The 19,334-nt window shown below is 63.4% G+C and carries 14 protein-coding genes; 10 read left to right on the plus strand and 4 right to left on the minus strand.

From position 1 onward, the window contains the following. Nucleotide 1: 1 nt before the first annotated feature. Nucleotides 2-1,930: an autotransporter assembly complex protein TamA gene (locus tag NKH19_RS07880; protein WP_352982084.1), complete on the minus strand. Its 1,929-nt coding sequence runs from the start codon at nt 1,928-1,930 to the stop codon at nt 2-4. Between the two features lie 271 nt (nt 1,931-2,201). Between NKH19_RS07880 and NKH19_RS07885 the strand changes: the two genes are divergently transcribed. The 7 genes from NKH19_RS07885 to NKH19_RS07915 all read left to right on the plus strand — a co-directional run bounded on the left by NKH19_RS07885 (nt 2,202) and on the right by NKH19_RS07915 (nt 14,863). Next, the gene (locus NKH19_RS07885; RefSeq protein ID WP_352982085.1) at nt 2,202-7,700 is read left to right on the plus strand and encodes an alpha-2-macroglobulin family protein; all 5,499 of its coding nucleotides are present in this window, start codon (nt 2,202-2,204) and stop codon (nt 7,698-7,700) included. Between the two features lie 214 nt (nt 7,701-7,914). Beyond that, entirely contained in the window at nt 7,915-10,005 is a 2,091-nt protein-coding gene (gene pbpC / locus NKH19_RS07890; protein WP_352982086.1) for a penicillin-binding protein 1C, read from the plus strand. A 127-nt stretch (nt 10,006-10,132) separates the two neighbouring features. After that, on the plus strand, nt 10,133-10,810 hold the full coding sequence (locus NKH19_RS07895) for a M15 family metallopeptidase (RefSeq protein ID WP_352865534.1): 678 nt from the start codon (nt 10,133-10,135) through the stop codon (nt 10,808-10,810). A 220-nt stretch (nt 10,811-11,030) separates the two neighbouring features. Further along, nucleotides 11,031-12,059 (plus strand): sulfate ABC transporter substrate-binding protein, encoded by a 1,029-nt coding sequence (locus NKH19_RS07900; protein WP_352865536.1) that lies wholly within the window; start codon nt 11,031-11,033, stop codon nt 12,057-12,059. Nucleotides 12,060-12,081: 22 nt separating this feature from the next. Beyond that, nucleotides 12,082-12,933: a sulfate ABC transporter permease subunit CysT gene (cysT, locus tag NKH19_RS07905; RefSeq protein WP_352865538.1), complete on the plus strand. Its 852-nt coding sequence runs from the start codon at nt 12,082-12,084 to the stop codon at nt 12,931-12,933. After that, the gene (cysW, locus tag NKH19_RS07910) at nt 12,926-13,810 is read left to right on the plus strand and encodes a sulfate ABC transporter permease subunit CysW (protein ID WP_352865541.1); all 885 of its coding nucleotides are present in this window, start codon (nt 12,926-12,928) and stop codon (nt 13,808-13,810) included. Before cysT ends, cysW begins: the two co-directional genes overlap by 8 nt. A 12-nt stretch (nt 13,811-13,822) precedes the next feature. Continuing rightward, complete coding sequence (locus tag NKH19_RS07915; RefSeq protein WP_352865544.1) at nt 13,823-14,863, plus strand: sulfate/molybdate ABC transporter ATP-binding protein; 1,041 nt, start codon at nt 13,823-13,825, stop codon at nt 14,861-14,863. A gap of 93 nt (nt 14,864-14,956) precedes the next feature. Here the strand turns inward: NKH19_RS07915 and NKH19_RS07920 are convergent, their stop codons facing one another. Next, entirely contained in the window at nt 14,957-15,355 is a 399-nt protein-coding gene (locus NKH19_RS07920) for a type II toxin-antitoxin system VapC family toxin (protein WP_352865545.1), read from the minus strand. Continuing rightward, the gene (locus NKH19_RS07925) at nt 15,356-15,628 is read right to left on the minus strand and encodes an antitoxin (RefSeq protein WP_352865548.1); all 273 of its coding nucleotides are present in this window, start codon (nt 15,626-15,628) and stop codon (nt 15,356-15,358) included. Between the two features lie 232 nt (nt 15,629-15,860). On the opposite strand from NKH19_RS07925, the gene NKH19_RS07930 reads away from it, so the two are divergent. From NKH19_RS07930 to NKH19_RS07940, 3 genes are all read left to right on the plus strand, one after another. Further along, the gene (locus NKH19_RS07930; RefSeq protein ID WP_352865550.1) at nt 15,861-16,847 is read left to right on the plus strand and encodes a sulfate ABC transporter substrate-binding protein; all 987 of its coding nucleotides are present in this window, start codon (nt 15,861-15,863) and stop codon (nt 16,845-16,847) included. A 256-nt stretch (nt 16,848-17,103) separates the two neighbouring features. Then, on the plus strand, nt 17,104-17,553 hold the full coding sequence (locus NKH19_RS07935; RefSeq protein WP_136622569.1) for an RrF2 family transcriptional regulator: 450 nt from the start codon (nt 17,104-17,106) through the stop codon (nt 17,551-17,553). Nucleotides 17,554-17,635: 82 nt separating this feature from the next. Next, nucleotides 17,636-18,790, plus strand: a complete 1,155-nt coding sequence (locus NKH19_RS07940; protein ID WP_352865552.1) for a hypothetical protein — start codon at nt 17,636-17,638, stop codon at nt 18,788-18,790. On the opposite strand, the gene NKH19_RS07945 is transcribed toward NKH19_RS07940, so the two are convergent. Beyond that, complete coding sequence (locus NKH19_RS07945; protein WP_352865555.1) at nt 18,785-19,333, minus strand: gluconokinase; 549 nt, start codon at nt 19,331-19,333, stop codon at nt 18,785-18,787. The genes NKH19_RS07940 and NKH19_RS07945 overlap by 6 nt on opposite strands. Nucleotide 19,334: the final 1 nt, after the last annotated feature.

Raw genomic sequence — 19,334 nt, forward strand, 5'->3', positions numbered from 1 at the left:
GTCAAAACGCCTGTCCGATGCCGGCATAGATGCCGAAATGCGGATCGCTCGGATCGCGGTTGAGCGGCACGGCCGCATCGATGCGCAGTGGCCCGAACGGCGTCACATAGCGCAGGCCGACGCCGGCGCCGACCTTGACGTCGGCAAAATCGGGGAACGATTTGGTCGACACGGTGCCGGCATCGACAAATGGCACGATGCCGATCGTGTCGGTGACGGCGATGCGCATTTCGACCGAGGTCTCGAAGAAGGACAGACCGCCGATCGGCTGGCCGGTGAAATCCTTGGGGCCGATGCCCTGATAGGCATAGCCGCGCACCGAACCGCCGCCGCCGGAATAGAAGCGCCGGTCGGCCGGAACATTTTCAAGGCTGGTGCCGACGATCGAACCAATGGCGACACGTTCGGCCAGCACGAATTTCGAGGCCGAATCCAGCGACTGATAGGCCGATCCCTCGCCCTTCAGCTTGAGGAAAGCCGCGCCGCTCAAAATGTCGTAGCTGGGCTCCGCATAGGCCAGCACGCGGAAGCCGCTGGTCGGATTCAGCCGGTTGTCCCTGTTGTCATAGACATATTGCAGCGGAATGCTGGCGATCAGATATTTGTGCTTGCCGAAAGCGTCGTGGATGCGGGAATAGTCGAGCGCCACCTCGGCTGAAACCGTCTGCTTCTTGGTCAGTTCGTAGGACAGGCCGGTGCTGCCCTTGACCGAGAAATGGTCATAGGCATCAGGATGTTCTAGCACGGTCTTGACGCTGGCGAAGAACTTCGATGCCGGCCCGATCACGCCGGGCTTCTCGAACATGATGCCGGCATTATAGTTGAGTTCGCCGAGATCGTTGCTGCCGATGCCGCTGATCTTGCCGTCGATGCGCAGCTTTTCGGCCCGGCCAAACAGGTTGCGGTGGCCCCAATAGCCTTCCAGGCCCAGCCCCTCGGTGTTGGAAAAGGTGCCGCCGACCCCGAAATAGCGTGGTTTGCGCTCGCTGACCTGAACGCCGATCGGAATGTTGCCGTCGGCGTCGAGCGTGTCGGCTTCCTTGAACGTCACGCTGTTGAAGACCTCGAGCGCCAGCAGCCGGTCGCGCGCGTCGTCGATCTCTTGCGGCGAGTATTGCCGGCCGCGCTTGAGGCCGGTCATGTATTCGGTGAAGTCGCGGTCGACCTTCTCGGTACCTTCCACCGTGGTGGGGCCGTAGCCGGCGACCGGCCCGGCCGCGACCGTCAGCGTCACGTCCAGCGTCGAAGTCGCATGGTCGGCGACAATCTGGCGGTCCGTAACCTTGGCCAGCGGCCTGCCTTGCTCTTTCGGCGTCCGCACGATCAGCGCCTCCGCCTTGAGCACCGCGCCGGACCCGGCGTCGCCGCCTGATATCAGGCCATAATCGGCGCTCATCAGCCCAGCCGCGTCGCCTTCCAGCTTGATATTGCCCAATGTGAATTTCGGCCCGCTGGCGATATCGATGACCACCGGGACCGGCTGCGGCCCCTTGAATTCGGCGTCCGGCGGCAAATCGTCGAGCGGCTTGCCCTCGATGGTGACGGTGACGACGCCTTCGTAGCGAGCATCGGCATAGAGCGCGGCGACAAGCTGTTCGCGATCGCCGCGCGCCTTGGCCATCAGCCCGAGCGAACCGGAAACCGGACGTTCCTCGTCACTTTTCAGTGTCGAGGTGTTTTCGAGCTTCTTGACGAGATCCTTGTCGGCGTCGGGGGCATTGATGGTGACGGCGTAGCGCATGGGATCGACGATGTCGGCATCCTCGTCGCTGGACGATCCCCACAGCTTGATGCCGAAAAGCTCGAAAGCCGCCGCCGGCCGCGATTCGGCGACAAGCGCGCCCAAGCACATCATGGCCAAGAGCAGGGCGCGCGGAAGCACACGCCCTGGCGTGCCACCTCCTGACATCTGCTCTTCATGCGCCGGCATTAAGACAACCTAGGTTATAAAACTAAAATTGGAATGAAGTTCTGAAGCGCTCGTAAAGGGGCCACAATCCAATTGTCTGAAATAGGACGGGCTTGGAATTCACACCTTTTGCGTTGCCGCAAGAAAGCGTGATCCCCTGTCCTATGGAGGTACTACCGGCCATCGGCCGGAAAGGAAACCGTTGGCAGGCGGAACCTGCCGCGTCCTTGTGTTGACAAGCCCGACTGAAGCTTGATCATGCCTGGACGTTAGCTGTGTCTGGAGGGGTGCTATGGCAATGCGCGCGGCTCGTGGTCTATCGGTCCTGATTCTTCTGTTTTTTGCCTTGGCCAATGTCTTAGCCTGGAGCGGTATCGCGCAAGCGACTGAGTCCCGACGAATAGCGACGACGGACAATTCCGATTATTTCGGCTTTGATCTCAGATCCGACCAGAACGTCACGCTCGACCAGTGCAAGACGACATGTCTGGGCGATCCAGCCTGCCGCGCCTTCACCTACAACAAAAAAGCCAAATGGTGCTTCCTCAAATCCGACTACAACCAGCTGAAATCGTTCAGCGGCGCGGTCGCCGGCAAGGTCGTCAACATCGATGGCGATCCCGATATCGGCGCGCCGCCTGAACTCGCCTTCTTCCCCAACTGGATGGCCGATCAGGCCCAGCAATACCGCAACAAGTTGCTCGGCCCGGCCTATGACAAACCGACCGAGGGCATGGCGGCCCTGATGAACGCCGCCGAACAGGCCGTGCTGACCGGCGATCATCGCTCCGCCATGCTGAAATACGAGGCCGCGGTCTCGGTGCTGCCCGACGATGGCCAGCTTTGGCTCAACCTGGCGCGTGAAACGCTGGCAGTGCAGCCCGCCGCCAACACCTCAGATGCCTCCACTTTGCCGGCAAACGGCACCTCTGCCGCTTTCAATGCCTACAAGTTGCTGCGCACCACCAAGACGCGCGCCGAAGTGCTCGCGCTGCTCGGCAACGGCCTCGACAAGCGCGACCTCTACCGGCCGGCCCTGCAGGCATATGAGTCAAGCCTTGCCTTGAACCCTTCGCCGGCCGTCCAGGCCGATTATGCCGATCTCAAAGCCCGCAAGGGTTTCCGCGTCATCGACCACACCGTCGATGCCGACACCAGCGCGCCGCGCATCTGCGCGCAGTTCTCCGAGGATCTGGTCAAGACCGGCGTCGACTATGCGCAGTTCGTCACCGTCGACAACGCGCCGCCCAAGGGCGTCGAGGCCAAGGACAAACAGATCTGCGTCGAAGGGCTGGAGCACGGCCAGCATTACGACGTCACCTTCCGCGCCGGCCTCCCGGCGGCCATTGGTGAAGTGACCGCGGCCCCCGTGGTGCTGTCGATCTATGTCCAGGACCGCGCACCGTCCGCCCGCTTCACCGGTGACAGCTTCGTACTGCCGGCCGGCGCGCGCCGCGGCATTCCGGTCGTCACCGTCAACATGAACGCCGCCGAGATGAAGCTCTATCGCATCGGCGACCGTTCGTTGGCGCAGCTTCTGTCGGGCTACCAGTTCCTGCACCAGCTCGACGGCTATGACATCTCCAACATTTCCGAGCAGATGGGCGCGCCGGTCTGGCAAGGCCAGCTCGACATCGCCAACGATCTCAACAAGGAGGTCACCACCTCCTTCCCGGTCGACGAAGCGCTGCCGCAGCGCAAGCCCGGCGTCTATGTGCTGACCGCCCAGGCCGTCAACGACAACAGCGACGACTATAATTCCATGGCCACGCAATGGTTCGTCGTCTCCGACATCGGCCTGTCGACTTATACCGGCCAGGACGGGCTCAATGTCTTTGCCCGTTCGCTGCGCAGTGCCAAGCCGATAGCAGGCGCCGAACTGACCCTGGTTGCCAGGAACAACGAGGTTCTCGGCACGGCGACATCGGATGCCGATGGCCACGCCGTCTTCAACCCCGGCCTGACGCGCGGCGACGGCGGCATGGTGCCGGCCGTGCTGATGGCCAAGCAGGGCGACGATGATTTCGTCTTCCTCGACATGGGCCGGGCCGGCTTCGACCTGTCCGACCGCGGCGTCACCGGGCGCGCGGCGCCAGGCGCGCTCGACGTCTATGCCTGGACCGAACGTGGTATTTACCGCGCTGGCGAGTATGTTCATGTCGCGGCCCTTGCCCGCGACGGCGCCGCCAAGGCGGTCGAAAACCTGCCGCTGACCTTCATCTTCTCGCGTCCAGACGGCGTCGAGGACCGCCGCATCGTCAGCGACGGCGCCTCTGCCGGCGGCCATGCCGTCGACCTGCCGCTCGAACCCAACGCCATGCGCGGCACCTGGTCGGTGTCGATCCATACCGATCCCAAGCAGGCGGCGGTGGCCAGCCAGATGTTCCTGGTCGAGGATTTCGTGCCGGATCGCATCGAATTCGACATGAAGGCCGACAAGCAGGAGATCGCGCAGGGCGAAACCGCCAACATCAACATTGACGGCCGCTTCCTCTACGGCGCGCCGGCGGCGGGCCTGGCGCTGGAAGGCGAGTTGACGCTGTCGACCTCGCGCGATTGGGACCGTTTCCAGGGCTTTTCCTTCGGCCTTGCCGACGAGCAGTCGGCGGAACCCACGGTCACCCCTTTCGCCGATCTGCCGGTGGTTGGCGATGACGGCAAGGTGACCTTCCCGGTCTCCGTCGAGCAGCTGCCCTCGACCACCAAGCTGGTCGACGCCAAGGTGACGGTCAGGATGCGTGAAACCGGCGGCCGTGCCATCGAACGTTCGCTCAACATCGGCATCCGCCCGCAAGGCCATATGATCGGCATCCGCCCTGACTTCGCCGACAATGAAGTGCCGCAAGGCGGCACGGCGAAGTTCAGCCTGATTGCCGTCGATCCCGACGGCAAGCGTGAGGCGCTGAAAGGCGCGCAATGGACGCTGGTCAAGGTCGAACGCAATTACCAGTGGTACCGCTCCAACAATTCCTGGAACTACGAGCCGGTCACCTTCACCAAGTCGATCGCCAACGGCCAGATCGACCTCAGCGCCGATGGCGATGCAACCGTCTCCGTGCCGGTCGACTGGGGCCAATACCGGCTCGAGGTTGAAACCGCCGATCCAGAAGGACCGGCGACCAGCTACGAGTTCGATGCCGGCTGGTATGTCTCGTCGACCACCACCGAAACGCCTGATGGCCTCGAGATCGCCCTCGACAAGGACAGCTATGCCGCCGGCGAAGTGGCCAAGCTGAAAGTGTCGCCGCATTTTGCCGGCGAACTTCTCATCAACATCGGTTCCGACAAGCTGTTGAAGACCGTCACGGCGTCAGTGCCCGCTGGCGGCAGCACCATCGATATTCCGGTCGGCGACGACTGGGGCGCCGGCGCCTATGTCACGGCAACCCTGTTCCGGCCGGGCGAGGCGCAGGAAACGCGCATGCCAGCCCGCGCTATCGGCGTGAAATGGCTGAAGGTCGATCCGGGCTCGAAGAAGCTCGCCATCACCCTGACGCCGCCGGACAAGACCATGCCGCGCCAGCAGCTGTCGATCCCGGTTTCCGTGGCCGGCGTGCAGGCGGGCAGCAATGCCTATGTCATGGTTGCCGCCGTCGATGTCGGCATCCTCAACCTGACCAACTACAAGGCGCCGGATCCGGAGAACTGGTTCTTCGGCCAGCGCATGCTGGGTATGGAAATCCGCGACATCTACGGTCGCCTGATCGACGGCTCGCTAGGCAACACCGGCAAGCTCAGGACCGGCGGCGACGGCGCCAACATGCAGGCGCAGGGCAGCCCGCCGACAGAAAAGCTGGTCGCCTTCTTCTCCGGTCCCGTCGAGCTTGACGCCGACGGCAAGGCACGGATCGACTTCGACATTCCGCAGTTCAACGGCACCGTGCGCGTCATGGCTGTCGCCTGGACCAAGGATGCGGTCGGCCATTCCCAGTCCGACGTCATCGTGCGCGATCCCGTCGTGATCACCGCCGGCCTGCCGCGCTTCCTGGCGCCTGGTGACGCCGCCGTCATGCGCCTCGATGTCGCCGACACCGATGGCCCCGCCGGCGACTATGCGCTGTCGATCGAAACGACGGGCGACCTGTCGACGGGCGACAAGCCCCTGCCCCAGAAGCTGACGCTCGCCCAGGGCAAGCGGCAGACACTGACCGTGCCGCTGATCGCACGGACGGCCGGCAATGCCTCGCTTACCATCAAGCTCGCCCATGCCGATGGCACCAAGGTCGAGCAGACGCTCTATGTGCCGGTGCGTCCGGCGCAATTGCCGGTCACCACCCGCCTGGTGGTCGACCTCAAAGGCAATGGCGGCGCGCTGCGCGTCGACAAGGAACTGCTGGCGGCAAGCCTGCTCGATGGCGCTTCCGTAAGCGTCGGCGTTACCCAAGCTGCCGCCTTCGACGTGCCGTCGCTGCTGATGACGCTCGACCGCTACCCCTATGGTTGCGCCGAGCAGACCACCAGCCGCGCCATGCCGCTTCTCTACGTCAATGAGCTGGCATCCGGCATCGGCATGGCCAGCGATCCCGATATCCACGGCCGCATCCAGGACGCCATCTACAAGGTTCTGAGCTACCAGGCCTCGGCCGGCAGCTTCGGCCTATGGGGTCCGGGCTCCGGCGATCTATGGCTCGATGCCTATGTCACCGACTTCCTGACCAGGGCGCGCGAGCAGAAATACGACGTGCCGAGCCTGGCCATGAACCAGGCGTTGAGCAATTTGCAGAACTCGCTCGGCTACGACCAGAGCGTACAGGACCGTGGCAGCGAGATTGCCTATGCCCTCTATGTGCTGGCCCGCAACAAGAAGGCCTCGATCGGCGATCTGCGCTACTACGCGGACACCCAGCTCGAAGCTTTCTTGAGCCCGATGGCCGTTGCCCAGCTGGCGGCGAGCCTGGCGCTCTACGGCGATACGCCGCGCGCCGAAGCGACGTTCAAGACCGCCCTGCAACTCGCCAAGTCGACCACCGACTACGACTACTACCGCTCCGACTACGGCTCGCGGCTGCGTGACGGTGCGTCGATGCTGGCGCTTGCGGCGGAATCGAAGCCGGTGCCGACGATCGTGCCGGAACTGATCAAGCTGGTGACTAGGGAACGCGCCGAAGCCCGCTGGACCAGCACCCAGGACGAATCCTGGATGCTGCTGGCGGCCCGCGCGCTGAAGGAAGGCAATGATTCGATCACGCTGGCCGTCAATGGCGCCGCGCACTCCGGCGGCTATTCCAATCAGGTCGACGGCAGTGACCTGATAGACAGCCCGCTGACCATCGCTAACACCGGCAAGACTCCGCTGCAGGCCGTCGTCACCGCCGTGGCGTCGCCGATCCAGCCCTTGCCGGCCGGCGGCGACGGCTTCACCATCGCTCGCACCTACTACAAGCTCGATGGCACCGAAGCCAATGTCACCGAGGCGACGCAGAACGAACGCTATGTCGTTGTGCTCAAGGTCAACGAGCAGAACAAATGGCCGTCGCGCCTGCTGATCACCGACCTGTTGCCAGCCGGCTTCGAGATCGACAACCCCGGCCTGGTCTCCAGCGCCCAGTTGACGAACTTCTCGTGGCTGGCGCAGACCGATGCGGCCCATCTCGAATTCCGCGACGACCGTTTCGTCGCGGCGTTCAACCCGGCCGACGGCGACCACGACCACAATTTGACCCTCGCCTATGTCGTGCGCGCGGTGACACCTGGCACCTATGCGCATCCGGCGGCAACGGTGGAAGACATGTACCGGCCGCAATATTCGGCCCGCACCGCCACCGGCATGATGGAGATCAAGGCGCCGTAAGGCGCCTTGGTGACGATCATGATTAGGACGATGGCGCTGCCCCTCATCCGCCTGCCGGCACCTTCTCCTCGTATAGAGACGGGGAGAAGGGTGCTGTCGCGATCGTCGGCACCCGTTCTGAAACGTGGCAAGTCGGCGAAAGCCTCAATGCAGGCCCCTTTCTCCCCGTCTCTATACGGGGAGAAATGCCCGGCAGGGCAATGAGGGCAGCGCCATGCTTTCAAGAAAACACCTCCGTCGCGCCGCCATTGCCGCAGCTTCCTGCACTGGCATTCTCGCTCTCTCTGCCGCTACTCTCTGGGAATTCGACCGCGCCTTCCCGCCCCCGCTGCCGGCCGAACTCACGGTCTCCACCGAAGTCCAGGACCGCGACGGCCAGCTGCTGCGCGCCTTCGCCACGCCGGACGGTTACTGGCGGCTGGAAACCCGGCTCGACCAGGTCGACATGCAATTCGTCGACATGCTGGTCACCTACGAGGACAAGCGTTTCTGGGATCATGAAGGCGTCGACGTGCTGGCGCTGGCCCGTGCTGCCGGCCAGTTCGCCACCAGCGGCCACATCGTCTCCGGCGGCTCGACCCTGTCGATGCAGCTTGCCCGGCTGATCGAGCCGCGCGAAAGCCGCAGCCTCGGCTCCAAGATCAAGCAGATGCTGCGCGCCATCCAAATCGAGCGGCGGCTGTCCAAGCGCGAGATCCTCGAGCGCTACCTGACGCTGGCCCCTTATGGCGGCAATCTGGAAGGCGTCCGCGCAGCGTCCCTCGCCTATTTCGGCAAGGAGCCGAAGCGGCTCACAGTCTCCGAGGCCGCCCTGCTCGTCGCTTTGCCGCAGCTGCCGGAAAAGCGCCGGCCCGACCGCAACCTGAAAATCGCCCACGCCGCCCGCGACCGGGTGCTGACCCGCATGGTGTCCTCCGGCCTGCTCGGCGAGCATGAGGCCGCACGCGCCGCCCTCGACGATGTGGCGGGCCTGCGCCGCACGCTGCCGACGCTCGCCGCGCACGCCGCCTATGCGATGCTGCCCAAGGCCGTCCCCGGCCAGCCCTTGCAGCTGACGATCCGCAAGAGCGTCCAGGAAGGGCTGGAGCAGGTGGCGAGGGATGCGGCCGCCAAGCTCGGGCCTCGCCTATCGGTCGCCATGGTGCTGGCCGACTCCCGCACCGGCGACATTCTCGGCGAAGTCGGCTCGGCCAATTTTTTCGACGCCAGCCGCTCCGGCTGGATCGACATGACCAAGATCGTCCGCTCGCCCGGATCGACGCTGAAGCCGTTCATCTACGGTCTTGCCTTCGAACAGGGGCTGGTGGCGCAGGAAACGCTGATCGATGACAGCCCTGTCGATTTCTCCGGCTACCGGCCGAAGAATTTCGACATGGGCTATCAGGGCGACGTCAGCATCCGGCAAGCGCTGCAACTGTCGCTCAACGTGCCGGCGATCCGCGTGCTCGACGCGGTCGGACCAACGCGCCTGATGGCGCGCTTCCGCCAGGCTGGCGTCGTCCCCGTGCTGCCGGTCAACGAGGCGCCGGGCCTGGCCATCGGCCTCGGTGGCGTCGGGATAACACTACGCGACCTCGTCCAGCTCTACACAGGGCTCGCGAATGGCGGCAAGACGCACACGCTGCATGACGGCACCGAGCCTGCCAATGCCGAGCGCACCACCGCCACCATTCTCGACGGTCAGGCCAACTGGCAGATCATCGACATTCTGTCGGGCGTCAAGCCGCCCGAGGGGGCCTCGCAGCGCGGCATCGCCTACAAGACCGGCACCTCCTACGGCTATCGCGACGCCTGGTCGGTCGGCTTCGACGGCCGCTATGTGCTGGGTGTCTGGGTCGGCCGCCCCGACGCCGGAGCGGTGCCGGGCCTGTCCGGCTATGTCTCGGCCGCTCCCATCCTCTTCGAGGGTTTTGTCCGCTCGGGCCTGGCCATCGTGCCGTTGCCGGGCAAGCCGCCCGGCGTGTTCAGCCCCAGGCGCGAGGATCTGCCGGTGACGCTCGCTCGCTTCGGTGCCGGGGCCGACGGCCTGGTGCAGGCAACAGTGACCGAACCCGCGCCGACAATCGTCTTCCCGCCCGACGGCGCCCGCGTCGATCTCGGCACCAGCTCTGCCGAGACCTCGCCGCTGGTGCTGAAGCTGCAAGGCGGCCGCGCGCCGTTCCGCTGGCTGGCCAACGGCAAACCGCTCGCCGGCATCGATCGTCGCCGCACCGCGACCTGGCAACCCGATGGCGCCGGCTATTCGACGCTGACCGTGATCGACGCCGCGGGACGCGCGGCGAGCGTGAAGGTTTTTGTCGAATAGACCGAGCCAAGCGATTCATCGAATTGGCTTTCCGGGCGCTCGGCAGATAGCAGGATACTCACCTATGCCTGTTCCGAGGCGCAATCGATCGTTGATAGCCTCAGCGCTGGCAGCAATGATTCTTGTCGTGGCAATCCCTCTACCCGCTTCGGCCGACACCCTGCCCGCCGGCTTCGTCCGGCTCGCCGATATCGACCCCTCGATCCGCCAGGACATCCGATACGCCGGATCGGACAATTTCCTGCATCGGAAGGTGATCGGCTATGACGCGCCGGCCTGCATCCTCACCGAGCAGGCGGCAGAGGCACTCAGCCGTGTCCAGAAGGCGATCGCCGTCAAAAGCCTGACGCTGGTCGTGTTCGACTGCTACCGCCCTGCCCGCGCCGTCGCCGACATGGGCGAATGGACGAGACAAGGCGGGCCACCCGATCCGCAATGGCATCCGAAGGTCCAGCGAGGCGATCTGATCGCCAAGGGCTATGTCGGAGAACAATCGACCCATTCGCGTGGTTCAACCGTCGACGTCGCCATCGCCCGGACGGATCGCAGGGCCAGCCCGAACCCAGCCTGTGGCGCAGTCAATGCCGATACGCTCGATTTCGGCACCGGTTTCGACTGCTTTGACCCGACGAGCGAAACCGCCCACCGCGGCCTCGCCGGTGAAGCAGTGTCAAACCGCAAGATGCTTGTCGACGCCATGCGCACCGGCGGTTTCAAGAACTATGCACGCGAATGGTGGCACTTCACGCTGGCGAACGAACCGTTCGCCAAGGAGCGTTTCGATTTTCCCATCACCGCCGATTGAGGCGCCGGACTAAATTCCACACGGCCTTGCCTCGGCACTGCTCATCTCTAAATAGGTTGGATGGCCGGCAGGATTTCTCCCGGAGACACAGGAGGAAAATATTTCTCCATGCCGCGAAGGATCGTCGACTATTTTCTCCAGAGGGGCAAAAAAGGCAACATTCAATGCATCTAATTTCTACCAATTCGGTAGATTTGCCGTGGGTTCAACGGAGGCAGAAATGACCAAACCTCATTTCAGGAAACTGCTCGGCGCACTGGTCGCCACATCTGTCCAGTTCGGCACGCTCGGTTTCGCGTTTGCCGACACCACCATTCTCAACGTGTCCTACGATCCGACACGCGAGCTCTACAGGGCCTATGACGAAGCCTTCGTCGCCCATTGGAAAGCCGAGACCGGCGAGACGGTCACCGTCCAGCAGTCGCATGGCGGATCGGGCGCCCAGGCCCGCGCCGTGATCGACGGCCTCGACGCCGACGTGGTGACACTGGCGCTCGAAGGCGACATCAACGCCATCGTCTCGAAATCGAAGAAGATCAACCCTGACTGGCGCACCGAATTCGAAAACAATTCAGCACCTTACACCTCGACCATCATCTTCCTTGTCCGCAAGGGCAATCCCAAGGGCATCCACGACTGGAGCGACCTCGTCAGGGACGGCGTCCAGGTGATCACGCCCAATCCCAAGACCTCCGGCGGCGCACGCTGGAACTATCTCGCCGCCTGGGCCTACGCCAACGCCCATGATGGCGGTGACGAGGCCAAGAACAAGGAATTCGTCGGCAAGCTTTACGCCAATGCCCCGGTGCTCGACACCGGCGCGCGCGGCTCGACCGTGACCTTCGCGCAAAAGGGCATCGGCGATGTGCTGATCGGCTGGGAAAACGATGCCTATCTGGCACTCGACGAATTCGGCGCCGACAATTTCGACATAGTCTACCCGCCGACATCGATCCTGGCCGAGCCGCCGGTGGCGATTGTCGACGCCAATGTCGACGCCAAGGGCACGCGCAAGGTCGCCGAAGCCTATCTGGGCTGGCTCTATTCCAAGGAAGCGCAGACGATCATCGCCAAGAACCACTATCGTCCGGCCAAGCCCGAACTTGTGGCGCCGGCGGATCTGCCCAAGACACCTGATATCAAGCTGATCTCCATCGACGATCCGCTTTTTGGCGGCTGGAAGAAGGCGCAGCCTTATCATTTCGGCGATGGTGGTATATTCGACCAGATCTACAAGCCGGCCCAGTGAGCTAAATCTAGATCAGGACGCTATGACCACAGCACCCGCGCAGGCGGGGTGGCGGTTCAGACAGCCGAGTGTCATTCCGGGTTTCGGATTGACGCTCGGCTTCTCGCTTGCCTACCTCACCCTCATCATCCTCATCCCGCTGTCCGGGCTGATCTGGCGCTCGGCCGCCCTTGGCTGGCCCGAGTTCTGGGCAATCGCAACCGACCGTCGCACCGTCAACGCGCTGGAAATCAGCTTCGGCACCGCCTTCATCGCGGCTGCCGTCAACGTCGTCTTCGGCACGCTCGTCGCCTGGGTGCTGGTGCGCTATCGCTTTCCCGGCCGCCGCATCGTCGATGCCATGGTCGACCTTCCCTTCGCCTTGCCGACGGCAGTAGCCGGCATTGCGCTGACCACGCTCTACGCGCCGAACGGCTGGATCGGCAAATTGCTGATGCCGCTTGGCATCAAGGTCGCCTACACGCCACTTGGCATCGTCATTGCGCTGGTCTTCATCGGCCTGCCCTTCGTCGTGCGCACGGTGCAGCCGATCATGGAGGAGATTGACAAGGAGGTGGAGGAAGCCGCCGCCACGCTTGGCGCCAGCCGCTTCCAGATCATCACCCGCATCCTGTTTCCGGGCCTGGCGCCGGCCATCATCACCGGCTTTTCGCTGGCCTTCGCGCGCGGCGTTGGCGAATACGGCTCGGTCATCTTCATCGCCGGCAATTTGCCTTACAAATCCGAGATCGCGCCGCTTCTGATCGTCATCCGCCTGGAGGAATACAATTATCCGGCAGCGACCGCGATCGCGGCGGTCATGCTGTTTTTGTCGTTCTTGATGCTTTTGATCGTCAATCTCGCACAGTCATGGAGTCGCAAGCGCTATGGCTGATCCCGAGATCAAATCCTACCAACCCTATCATGAGAGCCGCTCGGCGGCGGTGACCGAGAGCCGGCCGGCGCAAGCCATCCTGATGGCTTTCGTCTTCGCTTTCCTTGGCATCTTTCTGCTCCTGCCGCTGATCGTCCTCTTCCACGAGGCGCTGGCAAAAGGCGTCAGTGCCTATACGCAATCGCTGAGTGACGCCGACACGCGCTCGGCGATCCGGCTGACCCTGCTGGTGGCGGCGATTTCGGTGCCGCTCAACATCGTCTTCGGCATCTCCGCCGCCTGGGCGATTGCCAAGTTCGAGTTCAAGGGCAAGGCCTTCCTGACCACGCTGATCGACCTGCCTTTCTCGGTCTCGCCGGTCATATCGGGCCTTGTCTATGTGCTTTTGTTCGGCGCCCAGGGTCTGCTCGGCGGCTGGCTGAAAGCGCATGGCATCGTCATCCTGTTTGCCGTGCCGGGCATCGTGCTGGCCACCGTCTTTGTCACCTTTCCCTTCGTCGCCCGCGAGTTGATCCCGCTGATGCAGGAACAGGGCAATGGCGACGAGGAAGCAGCCCTTTCGCTTGGCGCGAATGGCTGGCAGACCTTCTGGTACGTGACCTTGCCCAATGTCAAATGGGGGCTGCTCTATGGCGTGCTTTTGTGCAATGCGCGGGCCATGGGCGAGTTCGGCGCGGTGTCGGTGGTGTCGGGCCACATACGCGGCCTGACCAACACAATGCCGCTGCATGTCGAAATCCTCTATAACGAGTACAACGCCGTCGGCGCCTTCGCCGTCGCTTCATTGCTTGCGGGCCTGGCGCTCGTGACGCTGGTCTTGAAAACAATTCTCGAGATGCGCTACGGCGCCGAGATCGCCGCCACGCGCGGACACTAGAGGGTTCAGTAGATGGAAGTCCGCGTTGCCAACGTGCGCAAGGAATTTGACCGGTTTCCGGCGCTTCACGACGTATCGCTCGACATCAAGTCGGGCGAGCTGATCGCGTTGCTGGGTCCGTCCGGGTCCGGCAAGACGACGCTGCTCAGGCTGATCGCAGGGCTGGAGCGGCCGACGCGGGGAAATATCTTCTTCGGCGACGAGGACGCCTCGCAAAAGTCGATCCAGGACCGCAATGTCGGCTTCGTCTTCCAGCACTATGCGCTGTTCCGGCACATGACGGTGGCCGACAATATCGGCTTCGGCCTGAAGGTCCGGCACGGGCCGTCGCGCCCGCCGGCGCAGGAGATCCGCCGCCGTGCCTCCGAGCTTCTCGATCTCGTCCAGCTTTCGGGCCTGGAGAAGCGCTATCCGGCACAGCTCTCCGGCGGCCAGCGCCAGCGCGTGGCACTGGCCCGCGCCATGGCCATCGAACCCAAGGTGCTGCTGCTCGACGAGCCGTTCGGCGCCCTCGATGCGCAGGTGCGCCGGGAGTTGCGCCGCTGGCTGCGCGAAATCCACGACGCCACCGGCCACACAACCGTCTTCGTCACCCACGACCAGGAAGAGGCACTGGAGCTTGCCGACCGCGTCGTGGTGATGAGCCAGGGCCGCATAGAGCAGGTCGGCACCGCCGACGACATCTACGACACGCCGAACTCGCCCTTCGTCTACGGCTTCATCGGTGAATCGAGCTCACTTCCCGTCAAGGTCGAAAATGGCGAGATCTGGCTCGCCGACCGCCCGATCGGGCTTGCCGCGCCCAACGAGCCCTCGGGCGATGCGACGCTTTACTTCCGCCCGCACGATGTCGAATTGCTGGACGGCTGCAGCGGCTGCATCGCCGGCACGGTCGCCGCCAGCCGTCGCGTCGCCGGCACGCGTCGCGTGGAACTCGAGATCGGTGGCGAGCGCCAGCGGGTCGAAATCGAACTGCCAGTCAATCACCCAGCGGCGCAGAAGAGCCGGGTGGCGTTCCGCCCCGGCCGCTGGAAGCTTTTCCCAGCTGCCTGATCCGAGATCGGGCCCTAATGCATGTCGCCCAAAGTGCGCCGCGGTTTTGGGATAACGACATGTGCAAAACCACGGTTTAAAGCGCGATGCGCTTCAAGCCAGCCAGTTTTCGACCTTCAGGTTCCTGATCCGGGTGAACTCTCCCGTGTTGGCGGTCACTAGCGTGGTGCCCAATGCACAGGCATGAGCGGCAATAAAAAGATCGTTGTGGCCAATGGTCTGGCCCGCGGCTTCAAGCTCGGCACGAAGAGCGCCGTATTCGACATCCACCGGCACATCGAGCGGCAGGATAGGAATCTCGGCCAGCAATTGCTCGACCTTCTTGAGCAACTTGGCCGATCCCTTTTTGGCGCAGCCATATCGCAATTCCGAGGCGACCACGATGCTGGTGCACACGGCGGCGTCTCCCTCGCGCACCATTGCACTCGCGGCCTTGCCAGCCGGGTTTCGGATCATGTCGCTGATAATGTTCGTATCCAGCATGAACCGCATCTAGAAAATGTCCTCCGATTTGACCGGCGTGTCGTCGATCTCGGGGAAGTCGTCCTCAGGAGCGAGCGGCGGCTCTTTCGCCCACTGGGCGAGCAGCGCGGTGAGGCCGGCTTTGCGGACCGGCTCGATGACCAAGCGATCGCCTTCACGGCTGATCAAGACCTTTTCGCCGGGAAGCTCGAACTCGACAGGAATGCGCACCGCCTGGCTGCGGTTGTTGCGAAACAGCTTTGCTTCTTTCGGCGGTGTCGTTGAATGGCGGTTCCGGGGCATGATCGCAACTCATTGTATATGCCATTTGTATATGTCAAAAAATGCTACGACGCAAGCATCGGAAAAACCAAGGCATAAGGGGACTCGACGTGGAACGAGATTCCAAGAATCGTCCATTTCGATGATACATTTTCTCACCGAAAGGTCACGCGGCTACAAGACGTGCCTCGTCGCGCGCCCTGCGCCGCAGCTATGGTTCGACCATAAACTCATTGCATCCGGAGCTGTTTTCATGAAGCGTTTTTTCCTGGGCGTCGCTACCGTCGCCGGCCTGCTCCTGGCATCCTCCCAAGCTTGGTCGGCCGACAAATTGCTCAACGCGTCCTATGATGTCGGTCGCGAACTATTCGTGCAGGTCAACAAGGCCTTCATCGCGCGGCATCCGGGCGTCACGGTCGACCAGTCGCATGCCGGCACTTCGGCGCAGGCGCGCGCCATCGCCGAAGGCCTTGGCGCCGATGTCGTCACCTTCAACCAGGTCACCGACATCGACTTCCTGGTCAAGAAGGGCCTCGTCTCGGGCGACTGGCAGAAGGATTTTCCCGACAACGCCTCCCCCTTCTATTCGCTGCCGTCCTTCCTGGTGCGCGCCGGCAACCCCAAGCACATCAAGGACTGGAACGATCTCGTGCGCGACGACGTGCAGGTGATCTTCCCCAACCCTAAAACATCAGGCAATGCGCGCTACACCTATCTGGCGGCCACCGCCTACGCCAAGGAAGCCTTCAAGGGCGACGACGCCAAGGTGAAGGAGTTCATCACCAAGCTGTTCAACAACGTGCCGATCTTCGACACCGGCGGCCGTGCCGCTACCACCACCTTCGTGCAGCGCGAGATCGGTGACGTGCTGATCACCTTCGAATCGGAGACGCGCGGCATCCGCAAGGAGTATGGCGACGACAAGTTCGAGCAGGTCACGCCCTCGGTCAGCCTGCTGGCCGAATTCCCGGTCGCGATCGTCGACAAGGTCGCCGACGAGCATGGCACGCGCGATCTGGCCAAGACCTATCTCGACTTCCTCTACACGCCGGAGGGCCAGGACATCCTCGCCCAGAACGGCACGCGGGTTCGCGATGCGGCAGTGGAAGCCAAATACAAAGCCCAGTTTCCCGATGTCCGCCTGCTGACGGTCGAAGATGTCTTTGGCGGCTGGGACAAGGTGCAGAAGGAGCATTTCGCCGCCGGCGGCCTGCTCGACCAGACCTACGGCAGCCGCTGACGGCAGCAACATCCAGAGCAGACGAAAAAGCCGGCGCTTTTGCCGGCTTTTTCGTTTTGTGCGCCGGCAACCCGGTTTTCAGCGGAATATCGGCAGCATCCGTGCAAAACGTTACAAAGAATCAACGCGTTTGTGCCTAACGTGCCATTCGGCGGCCTGTTTTCGCGAAATATCATCGCGCGGCGAAAACGTCATTATTTGCACACAAACAGTCGCCAGATGCGAATGGTTGGGGCTTCAATGGGTTGATCTGGGCATGCTGACAAAAAAAGGCAAATACGGCCTCAAGGCCCTCGTGCATCTGTCCGGCCTGCCGGTCGGCCAGTTGGCCTTCGTCAACGACATCGCGGTGGCCAACAACATCCCGAAGAAATTCCTCGATGCCATCCTGGGCGAGTTGCGCAATGCCGGCTTCGTCCAGAGCCGCAAGGGTAAGGAAGGCGGCTATCGCCTCGCCCGGCCGGCCTCCGAAATCAAGATCGGCCATGTCGTGCGCGTGCTTGACGGGCCGCTGGCGCCGATCCCCTGCGCCAGCCGCACGCAGTATCAGCGCTGTGACGACTGCGACGAGGCGACCTGCCAGGTCCGGCACATGATGCTCGAGGTGCGGCAGGCGATCGCCGAAGTGCTGGACAATCGCAGCCTCGCCGCCATGCGCGATGCCGACAATGACGATTTCCCGGTCGAACTGACGTCGCAGATCTAAACCACCGGCTGCCGCTCGCTATCGTAAGCTTGCGCGGCCCATGCCGACGCAGTAAAGCGGGGTCGAAGAACGGGCTGGACCGATGAGGCTGTGGTGGTTCGCGAAATCCCGCAAGGCCGCCCATAAGCTGCCATCGGCCGCAAGCTTTCGCACTGAAATCATCGCCGACATCTTCGTTCCGGAACGAGCCGAGGATGTGCGCTTCTTCAGCCGCAAGCCAGTTCACCCCGGCAGGCTTCGCCGCTTTTCGAACAGGGACCTTCGCGAAAGCCTGCTGTCCGTCTTCTATCTCATGGTGGCAGCGGCACTGCCGGTGCGCTGGTGGGCACCGATCTGCGGCCGCGTGTCGAGGTTTCGCCTGAAGCGCCATATGCGCAAGGAATTTCCCGCTTACGCTGCCGCCACGCGCGCTGTGCTTGGCGAAGGCATCGATGCGCGCCAGCTATTCGAGGGGTTGCTGGCGGCCCGCCATCGCCGCCGCCTGCAGCTCGCCGCGCATCTAGTGGCTGGCCGCTGGTCGCCGACGATCCGGCTGGAGGGGTTGGACGGGCTGCGGTCGGCTTTGCAGCGCGGCCACGGCGCCATCCTCTGGTGCGATCAATTCATCGCCCAGACCATCATCGGCAAGCGTGCTTTGTACGAGGCCGGTATCGAGGCGCATCAGGTGAGCGTCAACACCCACGGTATTTCCGAAAGCGCCTTCGGCCTGCGTTTCCTCAACCCGCCGCTGGTCAATGTCGAGAACCGGTTCCTGAAAAGCCGGGTCGCCTTTGATCGCGACGATGCCTATCAAGTCACCATCCGCATCCAGAAGATCCTGAAGCAGAATGGCGTGGTGACGATGACCAACACCGTCCATGCCGGCTCCACCTTCACGGAGGCCGCCATGGGCGAGACCGGCTGGACCCACCTCGCCTCGGCGCCGGCGAATTTCGCGGCCAGGGGCAGGACCGCCCTGTTTGCCATGTCGACCTTCGAAGTGGTTCCCTTCAGGCAATACCGGGCCGTGCTCAGCCCTGCGCTGGCGCCGGAGGCGTCCGTCACCCCGGCAACGGATACGATCAGGGCTGGAGCCAAGAACATGGCCGTGCAGGCACACTACATCCTGCTCAAGCGCGACCGCTTGCTGGAGGCGCTGAAGCTCTACCCCGAGCAGATGCTGAAATGGTCCCGTCGGCAGCGGCTGACCGAGGCTCAGGACAGCACCGGTATCGGCACTGATGATGAAGGTTCATGACCGGCGTAGCCGGTGGACGCCGGCAGCGACGAGTTCGCTGACCGAGCGGGTCGCATCGAGCGTCAAGGCCTTCTCATCCGCTGTCGGCGGCTCGAGGATGGCGAACTGGCTGTCGACGAGGCTTGCCGGCATGAAATGGCCCTTGCGGCTGCCGACACGCCGCCTGGCCGTGGCAGGGTCGATCTCCAGATAGAGGAAGACGATCTCCGGGCAGAAGCCGCTCAAGCGCGCGCGATAGCCGCGCTTCAGCGCCGAGCAGGCGGCAACCACGCCTTCGCCCTGCCCCACCGATCCCGCGATGCGCTCGCCGATCGCGTCAAGCCAACCTTCACGCAGTTGATCGGTGAGCGGCTCGCCGCTAGCCATGCGTGCGACGTTTTCCGGCGGGTGCAGCCTGTCGCCCTCGATAAAGGTAACGCCCAGCGCGGCCGCCAGTGCAATACCGACGGCCGACTTGCCGCAGCCGGCGACGCCCATCACCACGATGGCCGGAGGCATCGAGCCGGGAGCGCCCGTTGGCGCCTGTGCTGCCTTTTCGTCCATT

Source organism: Mesorhizobium sp. M1338 (genome assembly GCF_040318045.1).
Lineage (GTDB): Bacteria > Pseudomonadota > Alphaproteobacteria > Rhizobiales > Rhizobiaceae > Mesorhizobium.